This is a genomic window from Streptomyces sp. NPDC048018, from assembly GCF_043202995.1.
Lineage (GTDB): Bacteria > Actinomycetota > Actinomycetes > Streptomycetales > Streptomycetaceae > Streptomyces.
This window is the reverse complement of the sequence record NZ_JBIDBK010000005.1, coordinates 601,870-626,955: the sequence shown is the minus strand read 5'-3', so window position 1 is coordinate 626,955 and position 25,086 is coordinate 601,870. Positions and strand designations below refer to the sequence as shown.

General features: G+C 74.3%; 19 protein-coding genes, 2 tRNA genes and 1 pseudogene. 5 read left to right on the top strand and 17 right to left on the bottom strand.

Features of this window, described 5'->3' with window-relative positions; translation table 11 throughout:
- Positions 1–52: 52 nt before the first annotated feature.
- The 11 genes from ACGF1Z_RS22775 to ACGF1Z_RS22725 all read right to left on the bottom strand — a co-directional run bounded on the left by ACGF1Z_RS22775 (position 53) and on the right by ACGF1Z_RS22725 (position 12,165).
- Positions 53–859 carry a TetR/AcrR family transcriptional regulator gene (locus ACGF1Z_RS22775; protein ID WP_393006719.1) on the bottom strand — a complete coding sequence of 269 codons (807 nt, stop codon included), beginning with the start codon at positions 857–859 and terminating at the stop codon, positions 53–55.
- 35 nt (positions 860–894) lie between these two features.
- Positions 895–2,418, bottom strand: a complete 1,524-nt coding sequence (locus tag ACGF1Z_RS22770; protein ID WP_393006717.1) for an MFS transporter — start codon at positions 2,416–2,418, stop codon at positions 895–897.
- Positions 2,419–2,514: 96 nt separating this feature from the next.
- Positions 2,515–4,692, bottom strand: coding sequence for an ArnT family glycosyltransferase (locus ACGF1Z_RS22765; RefSeq protein ID WP_393006715.1), 2,178 nt, complete (start codon positions 4,690–4,692; stop codon positions 2,515–2,517).
- Positions 4,689–5,954: a glycosyltransferase gene (locus ACGF1Z_RS22760; RefSeq protein ID WP_393006713.1), complete on the bottom strand. Its 1,266-nt coding sequence runs from the start codon at positions 5,952–5,954 to the stop codon at positions 4,689–4,691. Before ACGF1Z_RS22760 ends, ACGF1Z_RS22765 begins: the two co-directional genes overlap by 4 nt.
- Positions 5,955–6,016: 62 nt before the next feature.
- Complete coding sequence (locus ACGF1Z_RS22755) at positions 6,017–7,516, bottom strand: sensor histidine kinase (RefSeq protein WP_393006711.1); 1,500 nt, start codon at positions 7,514–7,516, stop codon at positions 6,017–6,019.
- Between the two features lie 6 nt (positions 7,517–7,522).
- On the bottom strand, positions 7,523–8,260 hold the full coding sequence (locus ACGF1Z_RS22750; protein ID WP_393006709.1) for a response regulator transcription factor: 738 nt from the start codon (positions 8,258–8,260) through the stop codon (positions 7,523–7,525).
- 95 nt (positions 8,261–8,355) lie between these two features.
- A complete protein-coding gene (locus ACGF1Z_RS22745) occupies positions 8,356–9,276 on the bottom strand; it encodes an amidohydrolase family protein (RefSeq protein ID WP_393006707.1) in 921 nt (306 codons plus the stop codon).
- A complete protein-coding gene (locus ACGF1Z_RS22740; protein WP_393006705.1) occupies positions 9,263–9,598 on the bottom strand; it encodes an antibiotic biosynthesis monooxygenase family protein in 336 nt (111 codons plus the stop codon). The genes ACGF1Z_RS22745 and ACGF1Z_RS22740 overlap by 14 nt, the downstream gene beginning before the upstream one ends.
- Before the next feature lie 148 nt (positions 9,599–9,746).
- Entirely contained in the window at positions 9,747–10,643 is an 897-nt protein-coding gene (locus tag ACGF1Z_RS22735) for a DUF2797 domain-containing protein (RefSeq protein ID WP_393006703.1), read from the bottom strand.
- 38 nt (positions 10,644–10,681) lie between these two features.
- Positions 10,682–11,503 (bottom strand): Bro-N domain-containing protein, encoded by an 822-nt coding sequence (locus ACGF1Z_RS22730; RefSeq protein WP_393006701.1) that lies wholly within the window; start codon positions 11,501–11,503, stop codon positions 10,682–10,684.
- A 56-nt stretch (positions 11,504–11,559) separates the two neighbouring features.
- A complete protein-coding gene (locus ACGF1Z_RS22725; protein WP_393006699.1) occupies positions 11,560–12,165 on the bottom strand; it encodes a histone deacetylase in 606 nt (201 codons plus the stop codon).
- A gap of 307 nt (positions 12,166–12,472) precedes the next feature.
- Here ACGF1Z_RS22725 and ACGF1Z_RS22720 point away from each other — a divergent pair, with 307 nt between their 5' ends.
- Complete coding sequence (locus ACGF1Z_RS22720) at positions 12,473–13,369, top strand: hypothetical protein (RefSeq protein WP_393006697.1); 897 nt, start codon at positions 12,473–12,475, stop codon at positions 13,367–13,369.
- Positions 13,370–13,800: 431 nt separating this feature from the next.
- The gene (locus tag ACGF1Z_RS22715) at positions 13,801–14,136 is read left to right on the top strand and encodes a hypothetical protein (RefSeq protein ID WP_393006695.1); all 336 of its coding nucleotides are present in this window, start codon (positions 13,801–13,803) and stop codon (positions 14,134–14,136) included.
- A 153-nt stretch (positions 14,137–14,289) separates the two neighbouring features.
- On the opposite strand, the gene ACGF1Z_RS22710 is transcribed toward ACGF1Z_RS22715, so the two are convergent.
- Positions 14,290–14,556: a hypothetical protein gene (locus ACGF1Z_RS22710; RefSeq protein ID WP_393006693.1), complete on the bottom strand. Its 267-nt coding sequence runs from the start codon at positions 14,554–14,556 to the stop codon at positions 14,290–14,292.
- A 116-nt stretch (positions 14,557–14,672) separates the two neighbouring features.
- Here ACGF1Z_RS22710 and ACGF1Z_RS22705 point away from each other — a divergent pair.
- Positions 14,673–14,954: pseudogene (locus ACGF1Z_RS22705) on the top strand (site-specific integrase); the annotation flags it as partial.
- Between the two features lie 112 nt (positions 14,955–15,066).
- Here the strand turns inward: ACGF1Z_RS22705 and ACGF1Z_RS22700 are convergent.
- Positions 15,067–15,139 (bottom strand) — tRNA-Arg (locus tag ACGF1Z_RS22700).
- 299 nt (positions 15,140–15,438) lie between these two features.
- Positions 15,439–15,532: transfer RNA gene (locus tag ACGF1Z_RS22695), tRNA-Ser, on the bottom strand.
- 305 nt (positions 15,533–15,837) lie between these two features.
- Here ACGF1Z_RS22695 and ACGF1Z_RS22690 point away from each other — a divergent pair.
- Together ACGF1Z_RS22690 and ACGF1Z_RS22685 are read left to right on the top strand one after the other, a co-directional pair.
- Complete coding sequence (locus tag ACGF1Z_RS22690) at positions 15,838–16,263, top strand: SSI family serine proteinase inhibitor (RefSeq protein WP_393006691.1); 426 nt, start codon at positions 15,838–15,840, stop codon at positions 16,261–16,263.
- A 387-nt stretch (positions 16,264–16,650) separates the two neighbouring features.
- Positions 16,651–20,760: a PAS domain-containing protein gene (locus ACGF1Z_RS22685; protein WP_393006689.1), complete on the top strand. Its 4,110-nt coding sequence runs from the start codon at positions 16,651–16,653 to the stop codon at positions 20,758–20,760.
- Between the two features lie 471 nt (positions 20,761–21,231).
- Here the strand turns inward: ACGF1Z_RS22685 and ACGF1Z_RS22680 are convergent, their stop codons facing one another.
- From ACGF1Z_RS22680 to ACGF1Z_RS22670, 3 genes are all read right to left on the bottom strand, one after another.
- On the bottom strand, positions 21,232–22,884 hold the full coding sequence (locus ACGF1Z_RS22680) for a long-chain fatty acid--CoA ligase (protein ID WP_393006687.1): 1,653 nt from the start codon (positions 22,882–22,884) through the stop codon (positions 21,232–21,234).
- A 186-nt stretch (positions 22,885–23,070) separates the two neighbouring features.
- Positions 23,071–23,637, bottom strand: coding sequence for a SigE family RNA polymerase sigma factor (locus ACGF1Z_RS22675; protein WP_393006685.1), 567 nt, complete (start codon positions 23,635–23,637; stop codon positions 23,071–23,073).
- 265 nt (positions 23,638–23,902) lie between these two features.
- Positions 23,903–24,748 carry a DUF1906 domain-containing protein gene (locus ACGF1Z_RS22670; RefSeq protein WP_393006683.1) on the bottom strand — a complete coding sequence of 282 codons (846 nt, stop codon included), beginning with the start codon at positions 24,746–24,748 and terminating at the stop codon, positions 23,903–23,905.
- Positions 24,749–25,086: the final 338 nt, after the last annotated feature.

Genomic DNA, 25,086 nt, shown 5'->3' with positions numbered 1-25,086 from the left:
GGCGGAACGGTCTCCCCTGCCGCGTCACGGGCGGCCCGGGAACCCTGCCGCGTCAGGTCCTGCCGGGCTCTCGGCGCTCCTCCGCGCCCGTGTCGCCGGCGTGCCGGGCGACCATCACCTCGATGCCGGCGACCAGGACGTCCAGCGCGTAGTCGAAGTCGCGGTCCCAGATCGCGTCGACGCTGCCGTGGGACTGCCGCTCGTCGAGGAGGTCGCTCATCCCGTCCAGGGCCTGCGAGAACTTCTCGTCCTCGCGGAAGGCCTTCAGTGAGTCCAGGTAGAAGTCGTCCTGCGACATCCCCGCCTGCTGGGCCACCCGCCGGAACTGGCCCTCGATCGTCCCGTAACCGTAGACGAACTGGAAGACGGACGCGATCGCGCTCGGCTGGCGGGAGACGGGCAGACCGGTGTCCCGGACCGCCTCCTGCATCGCGGAGCCCACGGCGATCGCGTGCGGACCGATGTTGAGGTACTGGCCGGCGCACGCCGACATCCACGGGTGGCGCACCAGCATCAGGCGGTACGCCAGGGCGAGCAACCGGATCCGTTCCCGCCACCCGCCGGCTGCCGCGACCGCGGCCAGGTCGACCTCTCCGTAGCAACTGTCGACGGCGTACTCGATGATGTCGTCCTTGGTGTCCACGTACCAGTACAGGGACATCGCGGTGACGTTCAGCTCGCTCGCGAGCTTGCGCATCGAGAGTTTGGACAGGCCCTCCTCGTCGAGCATCCGCACCGCCGTCGCGACGATCCGCTCCCGGTCGAGCCCGGCCGGGCCGCCCCCGCTGCGGGCGGCCCGGTTCTCCAGCCAGACGCTGGAACGCGCCGGGTTGCCGGCCCTGTCGGCTGCCTTGACCATCGCGCGCCTCCGTCTGTCAGTGTTCCGAGACCATGCTAGGCAGCCATCTCGTGCTCCTTCGCCCGCTCCTCGGCGCGTTCCGCCCGCTTCAGCAGGAAGGCGGCCAGGAGACCGCCCGCGAAGACCGCGACCGCGCCGACCAGCTGACTGGTCTGGAGGCCGGAGGCGAAGGCGTCGGAGATCTGCCGGCGCTCGGCGTCCGTGCCCGCCGCGGCCAGGGCGGCCGGCAGCGAGGTCGCGGTGACGGTGACGAGGGCGGCGAAGCGGGCGTTGAGGACGGCGCCGAGGATCGCGACGCCCAGGCCGTTGCCGAACTCGGCGAGCGTGCCGTTGACGCCCGCGCCGACGCCGGCCTTCTCCGGCGGGATCGCGCTCATGATCGCGTTGGCCATGGCCGGGTTGGAGAGCGCGATGCCCGCGCCCATCAGGACCAGGCCGAGCAGCATGCCGCCGTACGTGCCGTGGGAGCCGCCGCCGAGCACGGCGATCGAAGTGAGACCGCCGGCGACCAGGCCCAGGCCGAGGGCGACGGACGGGGGCGTGCCGATCCTCATGACGATCTTCGGGCCGATGCCGGACAGGTTGAGCACGACGATCGTCAGCGCCAGCGGCGCCATCCGCAGACCCGCCTCCAGCGGCTCGTAGCCCAGGACGAACTGCAGGTGCTGGGTGAGCAGGAAGAGCGAGCCGCCCATGCCGAGCATCACGAGGATCGCGCCGGCGACGGCGCCCACGAACATCTGGTTGCGGAAGAAGTGCATGTCGAGCATCGGGTGGGGGATGCGGAGCTCCCACCCGACGAAAGCGGCGAGGACCGCGAGACCGAGCGCCGCCGGGACCAGGACCTGTGCCGAGGTCCAGCCGTGCTCGGGGCCGGTGATGATCGCGTAGACGACCGAGGACATGCCGACCGTGGAGAGCAGCGCGCCGAGCAGGTCGGGGCGGTCGCCCTGCGGGTTCTTGGACTCCGGGACCAGTTTGAGGACGGCGACCAGGCCGATCGCGGCGACCGGGATGTTGATCAGGAAGATCATCCCCCACCAGAAGTGGTTGAGGATCACGCCGCCGATCAGCGGTCCCGCGGCGAAGCCGAGGGAGCTGACGGTGGCCCAGATGGCGATCGCCCTGACCCGCTGGGAGTCGTCGAAGATCTGCATGACGACGGCCAGGGTCGTGGTCATCAGCAGCGCCCCGCCGACGCCCATGCCCGCGCGGGCGGCGATCAGCTGCCCGGTGGAGTCGGCGAGTCCGGCGGTGAGCGAGCCGAGGCCGAAGAGCGCGAGGCCGACGGCCAGGAGCCGCTTGCGGCCGTAGCGGTCAGCGGCGTTGCCCGCGGTGAGCAGGAGGCCGGACTGCACGAGCGAGTAGGCGTTGATCATCCACTGGATGTCGCTGGTGGACGCGTGGAGCTCGGTGGTCAGCGAGGGGATGGCGACGCTGAGCACGGTGTTGTCGAGCAGCACGGTGAGCTGGGCGAGGCAGATGACGCCGAGGATCAGCCAGCGCTGCGGGTGGCCGCCGCCGGCGGCCCGTTCGTTCGCGGCGGTCGTCGCCGTCATGAGAACTCCTTATACGGTGTACGAGGACATGGCTCGTACACCGTACAGGAGTCTCTCGTACGCCGTACAGGAGATGTCGGGGGGTCCTCCGGCGGGCTACCTGACCTGGGTCAGGTCGTAGAAGGCGGCCCCGCCGACGGTGGTCTTCTCGAAGGTGTCCGCCACCCACGACGTGATCGCGCCGCCGCCCGCGCCCCCGCCGAGCCCGCCGCCGGACGCGATGAAGTAGTGGATCCTCCCCTCGGCCACGTACTGCTTGAACTGCGCGAGCGTCGGCGACGGGTCGCTGCCGTTGAAGCCGCCGATCGCCATCACCGGCTTCTCGGTGGCGAGTTGGTAGCTCGCCGCGTTCTGGGCGCCGATGGCGGCGGCGACCCAGGTGTAGGAGTCGGCGTCGGCCAGGAGCGTCCGCTCGGCCTCGGCGCCGACGTCCGCGCCGTCGAGGAGACCGCCCATGCCGCCCGGGCCGCCCGGCCGGTTCTCGCCGGGCGCCGCGGGCGTCTGCCCGGCGCCCTGACCACCGCCCGGGAAGCCACCGGGGCCACCGCCGGGGAACTGCCCCTGGCCGCCGCCCGGCATCCCACCGGGGCCCTGCCCCTGGCCCTGCGGCGTCCCCTGCCCCATGCCCGGTCCGCCGCCGGGCAGTTGACCGCCCGGGCCGAACACCCGTCCTTCGCCGAAGCCGCCCACCGGACCGCCCCGGCCGCCGCCGAAGCCGCCCCGGGCCGCACCGGCCGGGCCCGCCGTGACGATCGAGCCCCGGTGGGCCTCGGACAGCGTGGCCAGCGTGTACGCGCAGGGGCCCGCGAGGCCCGCCGCGAGGCCGAGGCCCGCCGCCACCAGGCCGAACCGGCGGTCGACACGGCCCGCGAACAGCAGCGCGAGGGCCGCGGCGCAGCCCGCCACGAGGACCGCCCAGCGCAGCCACGGCAGCCAGTCGGGCGTGCGCCCCAGCAGGGTCCAGCCCCACACCGCCGTCACCGCGACGGCCGCGGCGAGGGCCGCCGAGGCGAGGAGGTGGGCCCGCTCCTCCCACAGCACCGCCGCGCCCATGCCGATCAGCGCCGCGATGTACGGGGCCATGGCCACCGTGTAGTACTCGTGGAAGATGCCGGCCATGAAGCTGAAGACGCCCGTCGTGAGCAGCAACGAGCCGCCCCACACCAGGAACGCCGAACGGGCCGTGTCCGTGCGCGGGGCCCGCCAGGTCACCACGAGACCGGCGACGAGAAGCAGCAGCGCCGCCGGGAGCAGCCACGAGATCTGGCCGCCGATCTGGTCGTTGACCATGCGGCCGATGCCCGTCTCGCCCCAGCCGCCGCCCCGGCCACCCCCGGGACCGCCCGGACCGCCCGCGAACTCGGCGCCCGCGGGCAGCCGCGTGCCGCCCGGGAGCTCCATCGGGCCGCCGCGACCCCCGCCCCCGACGCTGCCGACCTCGTCGCCGCTGAGCCGGCCGAGGCCGTTGTAGCCGAAGGTCAGCTCCAGGAAACTGTTGTGCTGCGAGCCCCCGACGTACGGCCGCGAGGACGCCGGCCAGAGCTCGACCAGCGCCACCCACCAGCCCGCCGACCCGACGAGCGCGAGCCCGCCCAGGCCGAGCCGGCCGAGGCGCCGCGCCAGGCCGCCCGGCGCGCACACCAGGTACACGAGCGCGAGCACCGGCAGGATCAGGAAGGCCTGCAGGGTCTTCGCCAGGAAGGCGAGACCGAGCGCGACCCCGGCCCACACCAGCCAGCGCGCCGCGCCCCCGTCCAGCTCCAGGGCGCGCAGCACGCAGGCGACCGCGACCGTCATGAGCAGGGCCAGCAGCGCGTCCGGGTTGTTGAAGCGGAACATCAGCGCGGCGACCGGGGTGAGCGCGAGGACCGCGCCCGCGATCAGGCCCGCGCCCGCTCCGAAGCGGCGCCGGACGGCCGCGTACAGGACGCCGACCGTGGCGACCCCCATCAGCACCTCGGGCACCAGGATCTGCCAGGAGCCCAGACCGAAGAGGCGCACGGACAGGGCCATCGGCCACAGCGCGGCCGGCGGCTTGTCGACGGTGATGGCGTTCGCCGCGTCGAGCGAGCCGAAGAGGAAGGCCTTCCAGCTCTGGCTGCCGGCCTGGACGGCCGCGGAGTAGAAGGAGTTGGCGTAGCCGCTCGCGCTCAGGTTCCAGAGGTAGAGGGCGGTGGTGACGACGAGCAGGCCGTAGAAGGCGGGCCGCACCCAGGGCGCGTCGTCGGGCCGCCCGCGCCAGAGGCGCCGTGCGAGCGAGTTCGGGGAGGTCATCGATCGGTCCTTGGGGCAGTGGCGCGCTCCGGGAAGACCCAGAGCCGGAAGAGGAGGAAACGCACGACGGTCGCGGCGAGGTTGGCGACGACCAGCACGGCGAGCTCGGTCGCGTGCGCCGGATCTCCGGTCGCGGCACCGAGCGCGGCCAGCGAACCGCTGGTCAGCGCCAGGCCGATGCCGAAGACCACCAGGCCCTGCGCCTGATGGCGGGCGGCCCGGTCCCGGCCCCGTACGCCGAAGGTGAGCCGGCGGTTGGCGGCCGTGTTGGCGACGGCGGAGAGCAGGAGGGCGCCCGCGTTGGCGAGTTGCGGTCCGGCACCGAGCCGGAAGAGGGAGTAGAGGGCGAGGTAGAAGAGCGTCGACAGCACCCCGACCACGCAGAAGCCGACCAGCTGGCGGGCCAGGCCGCCCGGCACACCGCTGAGTTCACGGTCGCGCGGGTCGTCACCGAAGGGCCGGGCGAGCCGGTCGAGCGGCAGCGACCCGGTCGCGAGGGCCCGGCCCACCCGCCAGACGCCCCTCAGGTCGTCGGCGGCGGTCCGCACGATGTGCACGGACGAGTCGGGGTCGTCGACCCAGTCGACCGGCACCTCGTGGATGCGCAGCCCGGCCCGCTCGGCGAGCACCAGCATCTCGGTGTCGAAGAACCAGCCCGTGTCCTCGACCATCGGCAGCAGCCGCTCGGCGACCTCCCGCCGGATCGCCTTGAAGCCGCACTGGGCGTCCGAGAAGCGGGCGGCGAGCGAGCCGCGCAGGATCAGGTTGTAGGCGCGCGAGACGAACTCCCGCTTCGGCCCGCGCACCACCCGCGAGGAACGCGCCAGCCGCGAGCCGATCGCCAGGTCGGAGTGGCCCGAGATGAGCGGCGCGACGAGCGGCAGCAGCGCGTTCAGGTCGGTGGACAGATCGACGTCCATGTACGCGAGCACCGGCGCCTCGGACGCCGACCACACGGTCCGCAGCGCCCGGCCGCGGCCCTTCTCCTCGAGCCGTACGAAACGCACCGCGTCCGGCAGCCGGGTGGCGAGCCCGCGGGCCAGGTCCGGGGTGGCGTCGGTGGAGGCGTTGTCGGCGACGGTGATGCGGAAGGCGTACGGGAAGGTGCGGCGGAGGTGCTCGTGGAGCCGCAGCACGCACGGCTCCAGGTCGCCCTCCTCGTTGTGGACGGGGATCACCACGTCGAGGACGGGCCGGCCGGCCGCGCCCACGGGGAGGTGCTCCCGGGCGGGAAGGGTTTCGGCGGACACTGTCGTTTGCATGTCCCGACCGTCGCCGGGCCCGCTGTCACGCCGGTGTGGTCAGCCTGTGCCCAGCCTGTGAGTCAGCGCTGCCGCGGCAGACGCACGGCGAACAGGGTGCGGCCGGGAGCGCTGGCGACGGTCACCTCACCGCCGTGGGCGAGCGTGACGGCCCGGACGATGGCGAGCCCGAGCCCGGTGCTGCCCGCGTGCCGGGACCGCGAGGCGTCGCCGCGGGCGAAGCGCTCGAAGACGGACGGCAGCAGCTCGCCCGGGACACCGGGCCCGTCGTCCTCGACCTCCACGACGGCGTGGCCCGGCGTCGTGCGGACCCGGGCGGTGACGGTCGTGCCCGGCGGGGTGTGAACGCGCGCGTTGGCGAGCAGGTTGACGAGCACCTGGTGCAGCCGGGCGCCGTCGGCGGGGATCTTCACCGCGGCCTCCCCGTCGGGGAGTTCGAGCCGCCAGCGGTGCGCCGGCCCGGCCGCCCGGGCGTCGGAGAGGGCGTCCACGACGAGCAGGGAGAGATCGGTGCTCTCGTACGAGAGCGGCCGTCCGGTGTCGAGCCGCGCGAGCAGCAGCAGGTCCTCCACCAGTCCCGTCATCCGGGTCGCCTCGGACTCGATGCGCCCGAGGGCGTGCCGGGTGTCGGGACCGCACTCCTCCCGGCCGCGCCGGGTCAGCTCCGCGTAGCCCCGGATCGAGGCGAGCGGGGTGCGCAGCTCGTGACTGGCGTCCGCGACGAACTGACGCACCCGTGTCTCGCTCTGCTGCCGGGCGTCGAGCGCCGAATGCACGTGGTCCAGCATGCGGTTGATCGCCGCGCCGACCTGCCCGACCTCCGTCCGCGGATCGGCCTGCGCCTCCGGCACCCGGTGGTCGAGCGCCACCTCACCGCTGTGCAGCGGCAGCCGGGACACCTGCGCGGCGGTCGCGGCCACCCGGCGCAGCGGCCGCAGCGCGACCCCCACCAGCACCGTCCCGGCGAGCGAGGCGGCGACGAGGCCGGCGCCGGTGACGCTCAGCTCGACGACGACCAGGGTGGACAGCGCGTCCTCGACCTCGGACAGCGGGATGCCGATGAAGTAGGCGCCGTTCTTGCCGGTGGCGTACTGGACCCGGTAGTCGCCGAGCCCGCCGGGCAACGACACGGTGTGCGGCCCGCCGTCCCGGGACACGCCGCCGAGCGCGGCGGTCTGCGCCGAATCCAGCGGATTCGTACGGTACTTCGGCCCGTACACCCCCTCCGGCGGCGACACGGACACCTCGGCCGAGGCCACCGCCCCGTCCACCACCCGCGCACCGACCGTCCCGAGCGGCGCGCCGGGCCCGATGACGAAGCCCAGGGGCGTGTCGAAGCCGCCGGGCGACGGCAGGACGGCGTCCGGCGGCGGGCCGGCCGCCCGGTGCGCGACCTCCTGCAGCCGCGCGTCCGCCTGGTCGTGGAGATAGGACCGGAAGGCGATCGTCGTCACCGTCCCGATCACCGCGCAGACGACGGCGATCAGCGCGACGGCGGAGACGACCAGCCTGGTGCGCAGCGACCAGGGGCGCCCGCCCCGGCGCCCTTCGGGCAGACCCACGCCGGACTACTCCCCCGGCTTGATGAGATAGCCGGCCCCCCGCCGGGTGTGGATCATGGGGCTGCGCCCGGCGTCGATCTTCCGCCGCAGGTACGAGATGTAGAGCTCGACGACATTGGCCTGACCGCCGAAGTCGTACGACCAGACCCGGTCGAGGATCTGCGCCTTGCTCAGCACCCGCCGCGGGTTGCGCATGAGGAAGCGCAGCAGCTCGAACTCGGTGGCGGTGAGGTGGATGGCCACACCGCCCCGGGTCACCTCGTGACTGTCCTCGTCGAGGGTGAGGTCCCCGACGGTGAGCAGCGACTCGGCGCGCGCCTGCGCGGCCCCGGACCGGCGGATGAGCCCGCGCAGCCGGGCCACCACCTCCTCCAGGCTGAAGGGCTTGGTGACGTAGTCGTCGCCGCCCGCCGTGAGCCCCGCGATCCGGTCCTCGACGGCGTCCTTCGCCGTCAGGAACAGCACCGGCACGTCCGGCAGTTCGCGCCGCAGCCGCCCGAGCACGGAGAGCCCGTCCATGTCCGGCAGCATCATGTCGAGCACCACGGCGTCGGGCCGGAAGTCACGCGCGGTGCGCAGCGCCCCCGCCCCGTCGCCCGCACTGTGCACCTGCCAGCCCTCGTAGCGCAGGGCCATCGAGAGCAGCTCGGCGAGCGAGGCCTCGTCGTCGACGACGAGGACCCGGACGGCGGAACCGTCGGCGCGCAGCAGACCGGCGCGCGAGCGGGAAGTGGTCGCAGTCATACGCGTCACCGTTCCCGGACCGCCTGAGACGTGTCTTTCGCTTCCCTGTGAATTCCCTGAGAAAGCCCGGAGGGCGGGGCGCGGCGGACGCGCCCTCAGGGGGACCGGTGGGGCAGCCCGAAGAGCCGGGCCGCGTTGTCGTGGCAGACGGCCCGCAGCCAGTCGTCGCCGAGCCCGAGCCGTTCGAGGGCGTCGAGCTGATGGAGGTACGGATAGGGGATGTTGGGGAAGTCGGAGCCGAGCAGGATCCGGTCGCCGAGGCCGTGCAGCCGCTTCAGCTCTCCGGCCGGGAAGGGTGCGAGGCGCTCGCTGAAGTCGGTGAACGCCATGGTGGTGTCCAGGTGGACGCCCTCGTACCGGTCCGCGAGGTCGAGGAACTCGCCGTACTCGGGCATGCCCAGGTGCGCGACGATCAGCCGCAGCCGCGGCCGCCGGGCGAGCAGCCGCCCGATCGGCCCGGGCCCGGTGAACGCGCCCGGCGCGGGCCCGGAGCCGCAGTGGACGACGACCGGCGTGCCGGCCTCCTCGACCGCACCCCACACGTCGTCGAGCAGCGGGTCGTTCGGGTCGAAGCCGCCGACCTGGAGGTGCACCTTGAAGACCCGGGCCCCGCGGTCGAGGGCCCGCCGGACGTAGCCGGGGGCGCCCGGCTCGGGGAAGAAGGTCGCGGTGTGGAGGCAGTCGGGCGTGCGGGCGGCGAAGTCGGCGGCCCAGTCGTCCAGCCACTCCGCCATCCCCGCCTTGTGCGGATAGAGCATCGAGGTGAACGCGAGCACCCCGAAGTCGCGCAGCAGGGCGATCCGGCGGTCCTCCTCCTCGCGGTAGGTGATGGGCCACTCGACGCCGGTGAGCGGCCCGGCGGAGTCGAAGTAGGCCCAGACCTTGTCGAGGACGTTGCGGGGCATGAAGTGGGTGTGGACGTCGACCAGCCCGGGCAGGCCGAGCCGGCGGGCGAAGCCCCGGACGGCCTCGGCCTCGCCCGACGTGGCGGAAGCGGGCCGCTCAGTCCCGGTCATGGCCGTACGTCCGCTCGACCTTGCCGATGTGCACGCGGTAGCTCTCGTACCAGTGCTCGCGCCCGTACTCCTTGGCGGCCATGTGCTCGGGGTGCCTCCGCCACGCGGCGATCCCGTCCAGGTCGCGGAAGTAGGCGACGGTGATCCCGATCCCGCCGGGGGTGCGGGCGGACTCGTATCCGAGGAACCCGGGAACGTCCTGGACGAGCTCCTGCATACGGGCGCCGGTCTCGGCGTAACCCTCGGGGTCGTCGGGCCGGATCGAGGTGAAGACAGCCGTGTAGTAGGGCGGTTCGAAGCCGCCCACGAGGTTCTGGGTCATGTGATCACCCTGCGGGGGCGGTGCTCGCGGTGTCCATGGATGGCCTGCGAAGGGATCCAAGACTTTACGGTTCAGCCCTTCGCGCGGCCCCGGCCGCCGATGTCGTGCGCCCCGGCCCCGGGCCGCCGGTGTCGTTCCGTCCCGGCCGTCAGAACAGCGCCTCCTGCTCGTCCCCGGGGCCGGGGGCCGGGGTCGTCGGCACCGCTGCGGTCACGGGCACGCTGACGGCGTGGTCGGCGGCCGGAACGGCCACGAGCTCCCACCCGGAGAGCAGCCGGGTGTCGAGGGCGAGAAGCCGCCCGTCGGGGCCCAGGAGGTGCAGATCGGGACCGGCGGCGGCGATCAGCCGTCCGGCGATGACCCCACCGTCGACGCACTCGGTCACGACGAACTCCGGCCCGGAGCGGTGGCCGGCCAGCGCCTCCAGCCGGAAGGCGTCGACGTGGTCGCGCACCTGGCAGGGCAGGGGGTGGAGGGTCTCGGCCCAGGCGGGGACGCCGACGGCCCGCTCGTACACGGCGGCGACCTCGGCGGCCCGTTCGGCGGCGGCCGGCAGGGCGTGCCGGACGGCCCGCTTGCGGGCGTAGGGGATGCGGTCGGGCACGGCCAGCGCGTGCCGGAGCACCTCCTCGGTCCGCCGCGCGGCCATCAGCGGCCCCCGCCCGAGCCAGCTGAAGGCGACGGCCCCCTGTTCGAGCAGGCGGGCGTCGCCGCGCTCCTCCCCGGTGATCCCGACCTTGACCATGCCCGGCCCGAACCAGGCCAGGTAGACCCGATACGGCCGGGGGTCGTCGGCGACGGTGTCGGCGGCGACGGAGTGCGCCCGGTCCAGCCGCGCGCACTCGGCGCACCGCCCACCGGTGCTGCGCCCGGACACCACGGCGGCCAGGGGGCACGGGTTCCCCCGGGCACCCGGACAGCACCGCTCCCCGACCGCGCGGAAGGCGATGTCCCGCCCGTACGAGAGCGCGCTGACCCGGCCGCCCTCCCACCGCAGCGCGGGCAGCCCACCACGCCACGACATCCCGGCACTCCGCCACACCATGCGTCCAGTGTCGTACGCGCCACTGACATCGACCGAGGTCAGGGCAGCACGTACAACAGCCCCCCGTCGGCGCCGGCCACGCCGCCCGCGTGCCGCATGCAGCCGCGTTCGACGAGGACGCGGACGCAGTCGCGGACCCGGTCGGCGGTGAGCCCGGTGCGGCGGGCCACCTCCTCCAGGCGGTAGCGGACGCCGCCCCGGACGAGTGCGGGGGCGAGGCAGGCGGCGACGGCGTGGACGTCGGAGCTCTCGACGATGTCGCGCTCGCGCCACGAGTCGAGAAGCTCCTGCGGGGTGAGCGCGGGCCCGGAACGCTGGACGGGGACGGCCAGCCGCTCCAGGGAGGCGGCGATCCGGTGCAGGTCGCGCCCGGCCTCCCGCAGCGCCCGGCAGCCCTCCTCGTCGAGCCGGAGGCTGCTCTCCTCCAGGCGTACGAGCGTGTCGAGGAGCTGCTGCGGGAGGAGGAAGCCGGTGGCGCCGACGGGGGAGGGATCGAGCCGGTGGGCCCCGTCGCGCTGCACGTCGGCGACGACCTGGGCGACCCACTCCTTGAACGGCGCGGCCTCGGGCCTGCGTGACGCGTTGACGAGCTGCACGACCCCTTCGAGACAGACCATCCGCGTCGACTTCTTGAGGCTCCTGGCCCCGGGGGCGGGGGCCATGTCGACCGGAAGCTCACCGAGGGTCGTGTTCAGCGCGTCCCCGACGTGCGCGCGGAGGGCCTGCCGGGCGCTGCTGTGCCCGAGCTGACGGGCCACGTCCACGGCGGGGAACCAGTGCGTCCCGTCCGGCAAGGTGAGCCTTCGCAGCCGCGCTCCCGTGGCGGCGTACACGAAGTCGTCGATGTCGATGGCGTTCATCGGGCATCACCTCCATCTGCACGCTAGGCCGAGGGCATATTCAACTGACATGGAAATCAGTCTGGTTCACCCGAACGTGTGGCGTTCGAACCGCCGATGAGGGCAAACACCTCGTCGGCCCCCCGGTGCCCACGGACCCCCGGGCACCGGGCGAGATAGCCCGCGACCTCGGCCGCGTCCCACGCCCCGGCGGCGCACAACCCCCCGCCGATGCACCGGAGATACGCCTCGGCCGGCGCCCGGAGCTCCACGTCGCCCATCGCCCAGGGCGCGGTGAAGGTGAGCAGCGGAACGCCGTCGACGTCCCCGGCGCGGACCACCGTCTCGTACCGCCCGGGCCCGAGTCGGGCCCGCCCGACGGCCAGGGCCTCGGAGAGGTCGAGATCGGCGCCGGGCTCCCGGTACATCTCCTGGGCGGCGATGTCGGAGAACTGCCCGGCGGTGACGAGGTGCGCCCGCGCGAGCACGCTGCCGGGCGCGTCGGGGTCGTAGAAACCGCGTCCGCCGCCCCACACGGGCGACTCGGTCGCGAAGTACAGGGCGCCGCCGAGGACGACACCCCGCGACGCGACCGGCGCCGCGCGGTCCCGGCACCGGAACAGATACCACGCGAGCCGGGCACTGTCCGCATTCGCGCCGTAAGCGGCATACCAGACATCCATGCGGCCCGACGCTACCGGCTGCGGCGCATCCTGTCGGCTGCACGAGGACCGGGTACGGCAGGAGGGCGGGCCCGGGGGCGAACGGGGGCCGGCTTCCGGGGTCCCACGGGGACCATCGGAATCACCAGCAGGCCGACGGCACGGACGGGTCCGGATGCGACCCGCATACGTCCGGGTGCCACCCCTGCCGTCATGATGGCCGTCGGCCCCGCCGGTCCCGCGGCAGCGGGAGCAGCCGGGCGGAGCGGTGCGCCGTGTGCGGGCCGCGGGGGCCGGGGCCGTGGACGTCCAGCCGAGGGGGACAGACATGACGACGCCCGTTGCCGATGCCCGAGCGGACCGGCGGTCCGGGGCCGGGCAGGAGCGGAGACGCGGCACCGGGGCGCGGATCGGGCTGTTCGCCCTGACCGCGCTCGTCGCCGGGGCCACCGGGGTGGCCGGCACCTTGGCCTATCAGCGGAGCACCGCCCCGGACACGTCCGCGGTCGACGCCCAGGCCGCGGGGCTCGCCGAGGACCTGCGCGGTGACCTGAACGCGGGCTTCTTCTCGGGGGGCCGGCCGTACGGCGGCCGGTTCACCGCGGGCACCCTCGTCGCCCAGGTCGAGGCACGCGGCGGGGTGCTGCTGAGCGCGGACACCGAGCAGAGCAAGGCCGCCGGCCGGGTCCACACGGCTGAGGTGATGCTCGGCCTCGTACCGCCGAGCGGGACGGAGAGCGTCACGCCGGAGGCCTATCCGGTCCGCTGCTACCGCTACACCTTCGCCCTCGGTACGCACAGCGTGAAGCAGTCCGGCACCCCCTGCCCGGCCTCACGGACCGACGGCAGGCCGGGCAGCATCGCGGCGCAGATGGGCGCCCTGCTCGCACAGCGCCCCACCGGCACGTCCGCCTACCGGCCGCTGCCGACGTCGGGCCACGAGCAAACCCCGCGGGGCGCCGTGGAGTTCCTGAAGGACATGCGCCTGGTGACGGCCCGGGACACGGTGAGCGCGGTCTCCGGCCGAGCCGGCGCCGATGGCGTCTACGCCGTCGCCCTGCGGATCAACGGCACGTGCCACTACCTGCGCATGGACTCCGCCTCGACCTCGTCCCGCCTGGTCCCGCTGTGGCCCGCCCCGGCCGACGAACAGCCCACCTGCAACGCCCGACAGGCGACGGCGGCCGCCACCCTCTACGGAACCGACCCGGCCGAACAGGGCTGACCCGGCAACCGGACGGACGCCCCCTTCCGCGCGCCGAGCTCGCGCCGCAGACACCGGGCCTCGTCGCCCAGGCCACCAACGCGGACGCGGACAGGGGCCCGGGCGACGTTCGGAGCCGGGCATTCACCCACCGGATGGCGCGCGCACCGGCCTCCGCTCGGAAATCGACGGCTGGCCGCCGAGCCCCAGGAGTGCCCCGACGAGTCGCGCTCCTGACGGTGTCGACGGACTCTGAGGAGATGAGCGAACCCCCCTCGGGGCAGGAGCCCCGTCCAGATCTGAACCAGCAGCAGTGGAGGCAGGATCCACCGCCGCCTCACCCCGGGACGGGCTGGCAGTCACCACCGGGCGGCAGTGCCCCCCATGGAGCTGCAGCACCACGAAAGAAGCGGCGGAAGTGGCCGTGGGTGCTGCTCGTTCTGCTCCTACTCGTGGCAGGAGGATGCGCAGCCGTCCTCGCCGGCATCTCCGACGAGGTGTCGAAGGAGGTCACCGTGGAGTACGTGGTCACCGGCGACGCGCGAGACGTCACCATCGCCTACTCCGTCTGGAACGACGACGGCGTCTCCTCCAGGTCCGAAACCGTCGAGAAGCTGCCCTGGCGCAAGACCGTGACGACGAAGGGCTTCGTGAAGGGCGGATCACTGCTCATCAGCCTGAGCGGATCAGGAGGCACCGCCACGTGCTCGGTGACCGTCGACGGCAACTCGCCGAAGACGGCCACCGCCTCGGGACCCTCATCAGCAGCCGCTTGCAGCGGCTTCTGAGCCCACCGGGATCTCAGCGGTCGGACGTTGATGTCACCCGCTGATGTCAGAGGCCCCCTGGACGGTGTCCAGGGGCCTCCGATCTGTGTGCACTCGGCAGGATTCGAACCTCGCCTCGCCACCCGAGCGGCCGCATCCACGCGGCCTTGCCTGTCATTCGAGCGTGGCGATGGCGAGGCCTGCGAGCGCTATCACGGGCGAGCCGAGAAGAACGATGCCGCCCACAAGACGGAAGAACCAGGCACCGAACCGCGATGGCTCCGTAAGCCCGATGTTCAGCGTCCGTGCGGCAGTCACAGCCCTGACGTCGTTGCGCCGCGCGGCGGCCTTGTCAGCCATACCACGCACGTTGAACAGGAACCCCGCCCCCCACACCACGCCCGCCAGTCCCAGCACGAACAGCGCGATACCCACAGACACAGCCGGTCCCCTCCCGTGAGCGCCGCCGTGACCAGCGGCTGCCCGAGGATGATGCCAGCCGGCCCGCGGGCGAGTGCAGGCGGTCCTTGGTCGGGGCTCCAGCCATCCCCCGATGAGGCAAGCGCCGCCTCCACCGGGAGGCCAAGACCGAGGAGTCGGACGACTTCCCTGCCCTCCCCGCCGTCTACCTCAAGGCGCTCCGCATGCGCCGCGCCCAGCAGACAGGGGACCGGAAGGCGGCCGCCGAGCTGTGGCAGGACACCCGCGGGCTCGTCTTCACCACGACGTACGGGACTCCCATCGAACCGGGGAACCTGACCCGGATGTTCGCCCTGCGAGCCCGTCGCGCCGACGTCCGCGTGATCGCGCTCCGGAACACCCGGCACATGTGCAGCTCGCCAGCTGACGGCGGCTCGCGGCCGGCAGCAATCAGCGCGGTTGCCGTACTTCGCTGCTGTACGGCCAGGAAACGCAAGAGGCCCGGACTCTCGTCCGGGCCTCTCACCTGTGTGCACTCGGCAGGATTCGAACCTGCAACCTTCTGATCCGTAGTCAGATGCTCTATCCGTTAAGCTACGAGTGCTTGTTTTGTTTTTCGTCTTCGCTCCCCGGCCTTTCGGCCCGCTCGCGGCGACAGGAAGAACATTACATGACTGCCGCCGTCATGTGAAATCCATTGACCACACCCCTTGTGACCTGCGAAAACGCCCTACAGGCGACGGGGAAGGGTGGGACGGGCGGGGGCTCGGCGCGGGGGTGGCGGCGGGGGAAATGCGTGAAAAGAGACCGGGGTCACACGCCGTGGGAGGCGGAGCCCGGTGATCACCGGCGGCGGGCCCGGGAACGGCCGAAGCCCCGGTCGGGACGACCGGGGCTTCGGGTTGGCGGAGGCGGAGGGATTTGAACCCTCGATGGGCTTTAAGACCCAAACCGCATTAGCAGTGCGGCGCCATAGACCGGACTAGGCGACGCCTCCTTCGCACCGCGCGCGTACGCGGATGGTGCGTGCAGATGATGACACAGACGAGCCTTGCGCCACCAATCGCTTATCACCGTACTAGGACCCCGGGGCCCAGGGCAAAGGCCGGCCCCCTCCCGCGCGCCACGCGCCGTCGGCCCCGGGCGGCCCTCCGGCCGGCCCCCACCCGGCGCATCCCCCGTTGCGCAACGGAGCGGAGTCCTGAGCGTTAGGAAGGGGGAACGGACGGCCGGTTCCTCTTTCACCACCCCGGCCACCACCCCCGCGCGCCTCCACGCACCGCACCACAACGGGAGTACGTCATGCTGCGCCCCCTCCTCCTCGCCGGCCTCGCCACCGCCGCCTCCACCGCCGTCGGGTTCGGTTCCCTGCCCCCGCTGCCCCTTCTCTCCACACCCGAGTCCCTCACCGTGAGCATCGAGCGGACCGGCCACTCCGAGGCCGACGGGACGTTCGAGCTGAAGTGCGACGGCACGCCCGGCGGCACCCACCCCGCCGCCGAGAACGCCTGCAAGCGGCTCGGACAGCTCACCCAGGACGGGAGCGATCCCTTCGCGCCGGTGCCCGCCGACCAGATGTGCACCCAGCAGTACGGCGGCCCGGCGACCGCTCGCATCACCGGGCGCTGGCAGGGCCGCTCGGTCGACGCCGTCTTCTCCCGCGCCAACGGCTGCGAGATCGACCGCTGGGAGAACATCCGTCCGGTCCTTCCCCGCGTCACGGGCTGAGCCCACGGACGGAGCGGCGGACCGGGCGGCGGGTCCGGCGCCGGACCGGGCGGCGGCGGCGGAACACGGTGCCGCCCCCGGGCGAGCGCCGAGCCGGGACGCCGAGCCGGACACCGGACCGAACACCCGACAAGCCCCCGAGCGGGACACCGGGCAGGTCACCGCCCCGGGGCCGGGCAGGTCACCGGCCCGGGGGCCGAGCGGGCGGCCGTCGGGCGGCGGGCCGGGCACGGAACCTCCACCCCGTGTCCCTAGGCGGAGCGTCCGCCTCCCTTAGACTCCCTCCGTGACAGGCCGCGACCCGAGGGGCAAGATGGGGCCCGCAGGCCACTAGGCACCAGGCAAGGGCTGCAGGCAAGTGCAGTGGGTTCAGGGAGGAAGCGTCTCGTGAGCAGCAGGCCATCCCGAGGCGCTGCTCGCCTCGCAGCCATACTCGACGCGCTCCCCGACGGCCTCGTGCTCGTGAACTGCAACGGCACGGTCGTCAACGCCAACACCATCGCCCTCGGCATGTTCGAGACCCCCGGCACCGCGCTCGTCGGGCGCGGGCTGCTCGATCTCCTGCCGGACTTCGACTCGCGGCTCATCCCCGGTTCGATGCGGCGCCCCGAAGGCACCGACGAACGGGGCCGCACCCGGCCGACCCGGATGATGGCCCGCCGCACCGACGGCGGCGAGTTCCCGGTCGAGGTCACCAGCGCCAGCCTGGAGGACGGGCGCGAGGCCTACGACTCGTACAGCGGCTACACCGGCGACGAGCTGCTCATGCTCGTCGTCCGGGACCTCACCGGCACCCTCGACACCGAGGCCGAACTCGCCCGCTCCCAGCGCCAGACCGAGATGATCCTGCGCGCCGCCTCCGAGGGTGTCGTCGGCACGGACACCGAAGGCCGGGTCGTCCTCGTGAACCCCGCCTTCGCGCAGATCCTCGGCTACCGCGCCGGCGAACTCGGCGGCGCCGAGCTGCACGAGCTGATCCTCCCCAAGCGCGCGGACGGCGAGCCCTTCCCCTACGAGGAGTCGCCGCTCGCCGACACCCTCAGGTCGGGACGCAAGCACCGGGTGCGCGGGCAGGTGCTCTGGGCCAAGAACGGCGACCGGGTGCCGGTCGACCTCACCACCGCGCCGGTACGGGACGGGGACCAGCTCGTCGGCGCCGTCATGACCTTCACCGACCGCCGGCCGCAGCAGCAGTTGGTCGACGCCCACAACGCCGAACTCGCCGAGCTCACGGACCAGCACCGCTCCGAGGTCTCCCGGCTCACGGAGGCGCACCACGCCGAGCTCGCCGACCGCACCGAACGCCTCACCACCGAGCTGGAGCAGCAGAAGGAGCGGTACGAGACCGAGCTCGCCGAGGAGAAGCAGCGGGTCGCCGCCCTGGGCGCCCGGCACGAGCAGCTGACCGCCGTGCTCGGCGAGGCGCTCCGCGGGCCCCTCGACGAACTGCGCGCCGAACTGAGCGCCCTCGCCGCCGACGACGCGGGGCAGCTGTGGCCCGAGGCCAACCAGGTCCTCCACCACCTCGCCGCCGGCTACGCCCGGATGACCACCCTGGTCGACAACGTGCTCGGCTACCAGCGGCTCGACGCGGGCACGGAGAAGCTGGACAAGCAGGTCGCCCTGCTCGACGCCGTCGTCACGGCGGGCATCGACGGCTCCGTCGAGCTGATCGGCCCCGGGCGGGCCCAGTTCGCCGTCCACGCGCCGCCGATCGAGGCCGAGGTCGACCCGGCGCGGCTGACCACGGCGATCTCGCACCTCGTCGCCGACGTCGCCGGGGTCGACGCGACCGGCAAGAGCCGGGTCCCGCAGACCGGCGGCTACACCGACTCCACGATCGTCGTCGCGGCCGCCCAGCGCGGTGACGTCGTACGGATCGAGGTCCGCGGCCCGTACGCGGGCGGCGACCCCGTCCACCAGCCGGTCGTCCGCGGGATCGTCGCCGCGCACGGCGGTGTGGTGCAGACGCACGACGTACCGGGCACGGCCGGCGGCGCCTACGTCCTTGAGGTCCCGCTCGGCGCCGGGCGGGGGACCCTCCCGCAGGCGCCGTCGCACGCGCCCGGGCCCGGAGCCGCCGAGCAGCACGCTCTCGAGCCGGCGCGCGGAGGAGTGCCCGGGCAGCCGGGACTCGAGCCCGCCCACTCCGGTCTCGCCCTGCCGGAGCCCGGGCCGGACGCGCGGGCCGACGCCGGCCGCACCACGCACACCCAGGGCGGCCTCGCCCTGCCCGGCCCCGGCGCCCCGGACCACCCCGGCCGCACCACGCACACCCAGGGCGGCCTCGCGCTGCCCGTGCCCGGCCCCGGAACGCAGCACGGCGCGGCGCAGGGCGAGGCCCCGGCGGTCGAGCCGGACCCGCCCGTACCCGGCGCGTCCCAGCACCCCGTACCGGGTGCGCCCGCGCAGCCCGTATCCGACGCGCCCGCGCAGCCCGTGACCCCGCATCCCGCACCCGGAGCGCCGGCGCAGCCCGTGGCCCCGCAGTCCGCGTCCGCCGGCTCCGACGTGGCCTCGGTTCCCGCGCAGGCCTCGCACGCCGACGCGAGCCTCGGCGGTGCCGCCCCGGCCGGTGGCGGACGGCGGCGGGCCCGACGGGCCTCGTCCACGGACGCGTTCCTGCACCCGCTGCCCCCCGAGGGCGGTCCCCTGCCCGAGCCGACCGGCCGGCGCCGTGGCCGTACGGACCACACGCCGCCCGCCGGCACGCCCGGGGCCCCGGCCGAGCTGATCCCCGCCCAGAACGCGGGGACCGACGCCGCCGCCCCCACCGGCACCGGGCGGCGGCGCGGCCGGCCCGCCGAGGGCTCCGTCGTGACCGCCGCCGAAGGCGCTCAGTCCCGCCCGGCGCTCGGCGACACCGTGCCGCCGCAGGGGGTACCGGTCGAGTCCGCGGCCCCCGCGCTCGCGTCCTCCGCGCCCGCACTGCCCGCCGTCGCGTCGGAGGAGGCGGCCGCGCCACAGCCCACCGGGCGCCGGCGGCGTGCCCTGGCCGCCGCGCAGGAGCGGGCGGCCGCGGCGGAGGCGGGACCGCGTACGCCGTTCGCCCTGGGGCCCGCCGAGGCCGACCGCGAACCCGTCCCCGACGCCCGTCCCGACGCCCAGCAGCGGCACGATGCCGTACGGGCACTGCCGGAGGACGAGCACACGCCGTCGCAGCCGCACCCGTTGCCCGCACCGGCCGCTCCGGCCGCTCCGGCCCCGGCGCCCACCACCACGGGGACGGGCACCGGTTCCGTACCCCTGCCGCCCGAGATGCCGGCCGCGCGGCAGGCCGCGACGCCGCCCGCGCCGACGGCCCCGCCCGTTCCGAAGGACGCCACGCAGGGGCGTGCCTTCAGCGTGCGGACGCTCGGTCAGGGCGTGCCCTTCGTCCAGCCCGCGGCCGTCACCACTCCGCCCGGCGGGACGCCTGCCTCCCCGTCCGGCCGCCGCCGCAAGCTCGGCAACCCGGCGGAGGAGGGCCGTCCCGCGCGGCCCGAGGCCGTCGCCGCGCCGCAGCCGGAGCCGCAGCCCCGGTCCATGCCGCCGCAGCCTGCTCCGCAGCCCCAGTCCCCGTCGCAGGCGCAGCCGGTGCCCTCGCCCGCTCCCGTGTCCGCCGCTCCCAAGCTCGGCCCCACGCTGGCGCCGACGCCCGCGTCCGAGGGGCGCGCCTACGCCATAGGGGCGCCCGCCGAGGGGTCCGCGGAGGGTCCGGAGCTGCTGGACGGCCCGGGCGGGGCGGTGGAGGTCTCGAACCAGCCGCTGCCGCAGCCCGTCGACGACGAACTGCCCCCCGAGCCGCTGGACAACCCGCGCCGGCTGCTCGTCTGGCCCGCGCCCGACGTGGCCACCCAGCAGGCGCTGAGCGACCGCGGCTACCGGCCGGTGATCGTGCACTCCCGCGAGGAGGTCGACGCGCAGATCGCCGCCTTCCCGGCCGCGCTCTTCGTCGACCCGCTGACCGGGCCCATCACCCGCACCGCGCTGCAGTCCCTGCGCCAGGCGGCCGTGGCCGCCGAGGTGCCGGTGCTGCTCGCGGCCGGGCTCGGGCAGGCGACGCGGGAGGCGGCGTACGGCGCCGATCCGGCCGTCCTGCTCAAGGCTCTCGCGCCGCGCGACAGCGAGCAGCACCCCTCGCGCGTGCTGCTCATCGAGGAGCACGACGACATCGCGCGGGCGCTCGCGGAGACCCTGGAGCGGCGCGGCATGGTGGTGGCCCGGGCGGCGACCGACACCGAGGCCGTCACGCTCGCCCAGGAGACCCGCCCGAACCTGGTGGTGATGGACCTGATGCAGGTGCGCCGCCGCCGGGCCGGGATCATCGACTGGCTACGCGCCAACGGGCAGTTGAACCGCACGCCGCTGGTCGTCTACACCTCGTCCGACCTCGACGAGGCGGAGCTGCCGGGGCTGGCCTCGGGCGAGACGGTGCTCTTCCTCGCCGAGCGGTCCACCAGCACCGAGGTGCAGGCCCGGATCGTCGACCTGCTCGCGAAGATCGGCACCAACTAGCCCCGGGGGGCCGGTCGGTGCCGGGGCCGGGCTTGCCAGGGCCGGTCGGTGCCGGGGCCGGTCGGTGCCGGGCGCGGTCTTGCCGGGGCCGGTCGGTGCCGGGGCGGGCTTGCCGGGGCCGGTCAGTGCCGGGGGCGGGCTCGCCGCGACGAGCACCGGCCCTGGCGCAGGCCCGCTCGGAGAGGGCTCACGCCGGAGCCGGAAGCGGGCCCCGCCGAAGCAGGCCCGACCCCCGGGCAGCAGGCGCCCACGGCGGAGCAGGCCCGCCCCGGAGCAGAAAGCGTGCCCCCGCCGGAGCAGGCCCGACCCCGGGGCAGCGGGCGCCCACGCCGGAGCAGGCCCGCCCCGGAGCAGAAAGCGGGCCCCCGCCGGAGCAGGCCCGACCCCGGGGCAGCGGGCGCCCACGGCGGGGCAGGTCCGTCCCGGAGCAGAAAGCGGGCCCGTGTCGTCGCGGGCCCGCTCCGGTGCGGGTCAGAGCTGGGTGACGTCCAGCTCGCCCTCCGCGTACTGCTTGCGGATCACCTTCTTGTCGAACTTGCCCACGCTCGTCTTCGGCACCGCCGGCACGATCGCCCAGCGCTCCGGAAGCTGCCAGCGGGCGATGCCGCCCTCGGCGGCGAGGAAGGCGCGCAGCTCCTCGTAGTCCGCGGTCGCGCCCTCCTTGAGGACGACGGTGGCGAGCGGACGCTCGCCCCACTTCTCGTCGGGGACGGCGACGACGGCGGCCTCGGCGACGGCCGGGTGGCCCATGAGCGCGTTCTCCAGCTCGACCGAGGAGATCCATTCGCCGCCGGACTTGATGACGTCCTTGGCGCGGTCGGTGAGGGTCAGGTAGCCGTCGGCGCTGATGACGCCCACGTCACCGGTCTTGAGCCAGCCGTCCGCGCTGAACTTGTCCTCGGGGCGGAAGGCCTCGCCGGCGACACCGCCGTAATACGCGCCGGCGATCCAGTTGCCGCGGACCTCCAGCTCGCCCGCCGACTCGCCGTCCCAGGGCAGGATCTCGCCGGCGGGGCCGACCAGCCGGGCCTCGACGCTCGTCGGGAAGCGTCCCTGGGTGACGCGGTAGGGCCACTCCTCCTCGGCGGTCAGACCGGCCGGCGGGTGGGCCATGGTGCCGAGCGGGGAGGTCTCCGTCATGCCCCAGGCGTGACAGAGGCGGACGCCGAGCTTGTCGTACGCCTCCATGAGGGAGGGCGGACAGGCGGCGCCGCCGATGGTGACCTGGGCCATGGAGGTGAGGTCGCGGGGGCGGGCCAGCACCTCGGCGAGCAGTCCCTGCCAGATGGTGGGGACGGCGGCGGCGTGGGTCGGCTTCTCGCTCTCGATCATCTCGGCGAGCGGGGCCGGCTGGAGGAAACGATCCGGCATGAGCATGCTGATGCCGGTCATGAACGTGGCGTGCGGCAGGCCCCAGGCGAGCACGTGGAACTGCGGCACGACCACGAGGGTCGTGTCCTTGTCGGTGAGCCCCATCGACTCGGCCATGTTGACCTGCATGCTGTGCAGGTAGATGGACCGGTGGGAGTAGACGACGCCCTTCGGGTCGCCGGTGGTGCCGGAGGTGTAGCACATGGCGGCGGCCGTGCGCTCGTCCAGCTCGGGCCAGTCGTACGTGGTGGGGCGGCCGGCGATGAGCTCCTCGTAGTCGTGCACGCGGGGCGCGGCGCCGTCCAGGACGGAGCGGTCGCCGGGGCCGGTGACGACGACGTGCTCGACGGTCGGCAGGTGCGGCAGCAGCGGGGCGAGGAGCGGGAGCAGGGAGCCGTTGACGAGGACCACCCGGTCGGCGGCGTGGTTGACGATCCAGGCCAGCTGCTCGGCGGGCAGGCGGAGGTTCAGGGTGTGGATGACCGCGCCCATCGCGGGGATCGCGAAGTACGCCTCGACGTGCTCGGCGTTGTTCCACATCAGGGTCGCCACGCGCTCGTCGGCGGTGACCCCGAGTTCGTCACGCAGGGCGTTGGCCAGCTGTCCGGCCCGGGCGCCCGCCTCCGCGAAGGTGCGGCGCTGCGGCTCGGCCTCACCGGTCCAGGTGGTGATGGTCGACTTCCCGTGGATCGTCATCCCGTGCTCAAGGATGCGGGTCACGGTCAGTGGTACGTCCTGCATGGTGCTGAGCACGGCGTCCTCCCGGGGGCGCTACGCGGCAGTAGGTGATGTGGGGGTGGGGAGATTCTGCGCACGTACCAGGCGGTATGTCACTACCCGAGAGTATCCAATTGCCAGTGATTACTGGCGTAACTGAGGGTAACCCGCGCCGCATGGGGCCGGATCCCGCACCAGGTCACACGTTCGGCCAGGCAGGGCTCACCGTACGGGGGACAGCTCCGGGTCCTCCCGGAGCTTGCCCAGGGCCCGGGAGACGGCGCTCTTGACCGTCCCGACGGAGACGCCGAGCACCTCGGCCGTCTGCGCCTCGCTGAGGTCCTCGTAGTACCTGAGGACGACCATCGCCCGCTGGCGGTCCGGGAGCTTCATCACCGCCCGCCACATCGCGTCGTGCAGCACCTGCCGCTCCGCCGGGTCCGGCGCCGGCAGCCCGACCGGCTCCGGCAGTTCCTCACAGGCGAACTCGTCGACCTTCCGCTTGCGCCACTGCGACGTACGGGTGTTCAGCAGCGCCCGCCGGACGTATCCGTCCAGGGCACGGTGGTCCTCGATGCGCTCCCAGGCCATGAAGGTCTTGGCGAGCGCGGTCTGGAGCAGGTCCTCGGCGTCCGACGGGTTCGCGGTCAGCGAGCGCGCGGTGCGCAGGAGGACGGGGCCACGGGCCCGCACGTACGAGGTGAACGTCGGGTACGAGGCGAACGGTGCCCGGCCGTTGGCGGCCTTGGAGGCGCCGGCGCAGACGGGACCAGAGGGTGCCGGAGTCATGCCTCCACGCTATGAGCGGGCGACCGTCCCGGGGATCGGCCCCAGGTCCCGACCCGCGATCCCCCTCAGGTCGTAGGGGTGGGGATTTCCGCACCTCCTGTAGGTGGAGGGCAGAGGGGCCCCGCGTCAGGGTCGGGGCGGCGTGGGCGGCCCGGTGGGAGGCCGAGCGGGGCGGTGGGGCAGGTCCGTGGCAGGCGCCGGGGGCGGTGGGGCGAGCCTGTGGCAGGCACGCCGGGGGCGGCGTCCGGGCGCGGCCCCGCGGGGATCACTCCCCACCCGTCCGGGCGACCGGGGCGTCGACGACGCTGCGGTCGATCGTCATCCTCCGGCCGCCGTACGTCTCGGTGACGTTGCCCGCGTACTGGTGGATCCGGGCGTGCGGCCGCCAGGCCCCCGCGGCCAGCACGCTCTCCGTGTCCAGCGCCGGCACCCCGCGCCAGCGCGCGAACCAGACCACGGACGGCAGGTCCGCGGTCCCCGCCCGCCGCTCCCGCTCCAGCTGCCGGATCCCGGTGTCCGCGCTGCTGTAGAAGCCGGGTACGTAGCCGAGGCGGCGCACCTCCCGGCTCCACGCCCGGACGAAGCTCATGGTCGTCGCGGTGCAGCCGGAGTCGTCGGACCGGTACGCCTCGATGTCCAGGTACAGCGGACTCGCCGCGGCGAACCCGAGGGCCCGCGCCGCCCGCACCGCCTCCCCGGCCTCCTGGGTGCCCTGGGGGCCCGGCGTCCGGCCGATCGCGTACCGCCGCTTCGCCTCGGCGATCACGCAGGGCGCCTGCGACCCCACGAACAGCGGCAGCATCCGCCAGCCCAGCCCGTGCACCGAGGCCACCCACCCGGGCGTCAGCTCCCGCTGCGCCGGGCAGCCCCTGCCCCGGCCCCCGAAGTACACCCCGACGGCCTGGTACGGCGACTCCCGCCAGGCCCGCATCACGGCCGCCGAGGGCGCCTCGCACGTGTCGAACGCCCGCCCGGCGAAGTACTGCGGCGCGGGAGCCCCGGGGGCCGCCGCGGGTGCCGGCGCCGGCGCCGGGTCGCCACGATCCGGCCCGACGAGCAGCGCGGCGAGCACCGCCCCGAGCGCCACGGCAGCCCCCAGAAGGACGTGCACGCCCCGCAGCCGACGGGCGGGGGCTTCGGGGCGCCGCTCACCGGAGGCGGCGGAAGCGCCTCGACCGAGGGGCGCGCCGACGGGCCCGGTCGTGCCGGCGGGCTCGGTCCTGCCGGGGTGACCGGGGCCGCCGGGGTGCGCGCGTGAGCCGCCGGGGTCCGCGGCCGGGCCGCAGCGATCCGGCCGTGCGTGACTGTCGGACGGGCCAAGGGCGTCGGGCCCGTCCGTACCGGGGCGACCGGGCCCGTCCGTACCGGGGCGACCGGGCCCGCCGGGGTCGCCGGACGCGTGGGAGGCGTCGGACGCGTGGGAGGCGTCGGACGCGTGGGGTTCACCCA

What these genes read in the sequence shown, in the direction of transcription:
- ACGF1Z_RS22775 (WP_393006719.1), bottom strand. Translation starts at nt 859, where the DNA reads ATGGTCAAGGCAGCCGACAGGGCCGGCAACCCGGCGCGTTCCAGCGTC.
- ACGF1Z_RS22770 (WP_393006717.1), bottom strand. Translation starts at nt 2,418, where the DNA reads ATGACGGCGACGACCGCCGCGAACGAACGGGCCGCCGGCGGCGGCCAC.
- ACGF1Z_RS22765 (WP_393006715.1), bottom strand. Translation starts at nt 4,692, where the DNA reads ATGACCTCCCCGAACTCGCTCGCACGGCGCCTCTGGCGCGGGCGGCCC.
- ACGF1Z_RS22760 (WP_393006713.1), bottom strand. Translation starts at nt 5,954, where the DNA reads ATGCAAACGACAGTGTCCGCCGAAACCCTTCCCGCCCGGGAGCACCTC.
- ACGF1Z_RS22750 (WP_393006709.1), bottom strand. Translation starts at nt 8,260, where the DNA reads ATGACTGCGACCACTTCCCGCTCGCGCGCCGGTCTGCTGCGCGCCGAC.
- ACGF1Z_RS22745 (WP_393006707.1), bottom strand. Translation starts at nt 9,276, where the DNA reads ATGACCGGGACTGAGCGGCCCGCTTCCGCCACGTCGGGCGAGGCCGAG.
- ACGF1Z_RS22740 (WP_393006705.1), bottom strand. Translation starts at nt 9,598, where the DNA reads ATGACCCAGAACCTCGTGGGCGGCTTCGAACCGCCCTACTACACGGCT.
- ACGF1Z_RS22735 (WP_393006703.1), bottom strand. Translation starts at nt 10,643, where the DNA reads ATGGTGTGGCGGAGTGCCGGGATGTCGTGGCGTGGTGGGCTGCCCGCG.
- ACGF1Z_RS22730 (WP_393006701.1), bottom strand. Translation starts at nt 11,503, where the DNA reads ATGAACGCCATCGACATCGACGACTTCGTGTACGCCGCCACGGGAGCG.
- ACGF1Z_RS22725 (WP_393006699.1), bottom strand. Translation starts at nt 12,165, where the DNA reads ATGGATGTCTGGTATGCCGCTTACGGCGCGAATGCGGACAGTGCCCGG.
- ACGF1Z_RS22720 (WP_393006697.1), top strand. Translation starts at nt 12,473, where the DNA reads ATGACGACGCCCGTTGCCGATGCCCGAGCGGACCGGCGGTCCGGGGCC.
- ACGF1Z_RS22690 (WP_393006691.1), top strand. Translation starts at nt 15,838, where the DNA reads ATGCTGCGCCCCCTCCTCCTCGCCGGCCTCGCCACCGCCGCCTCCACC.
- ACGF1Z_RS22675 (WP_393006685.1), bottom strand. Translation starts at nt 23,637, where the DNA reads ATGACTCCGGCACCCTCTGGTCCCGTCTGCGCCGGCGCCTCCAAGGCC.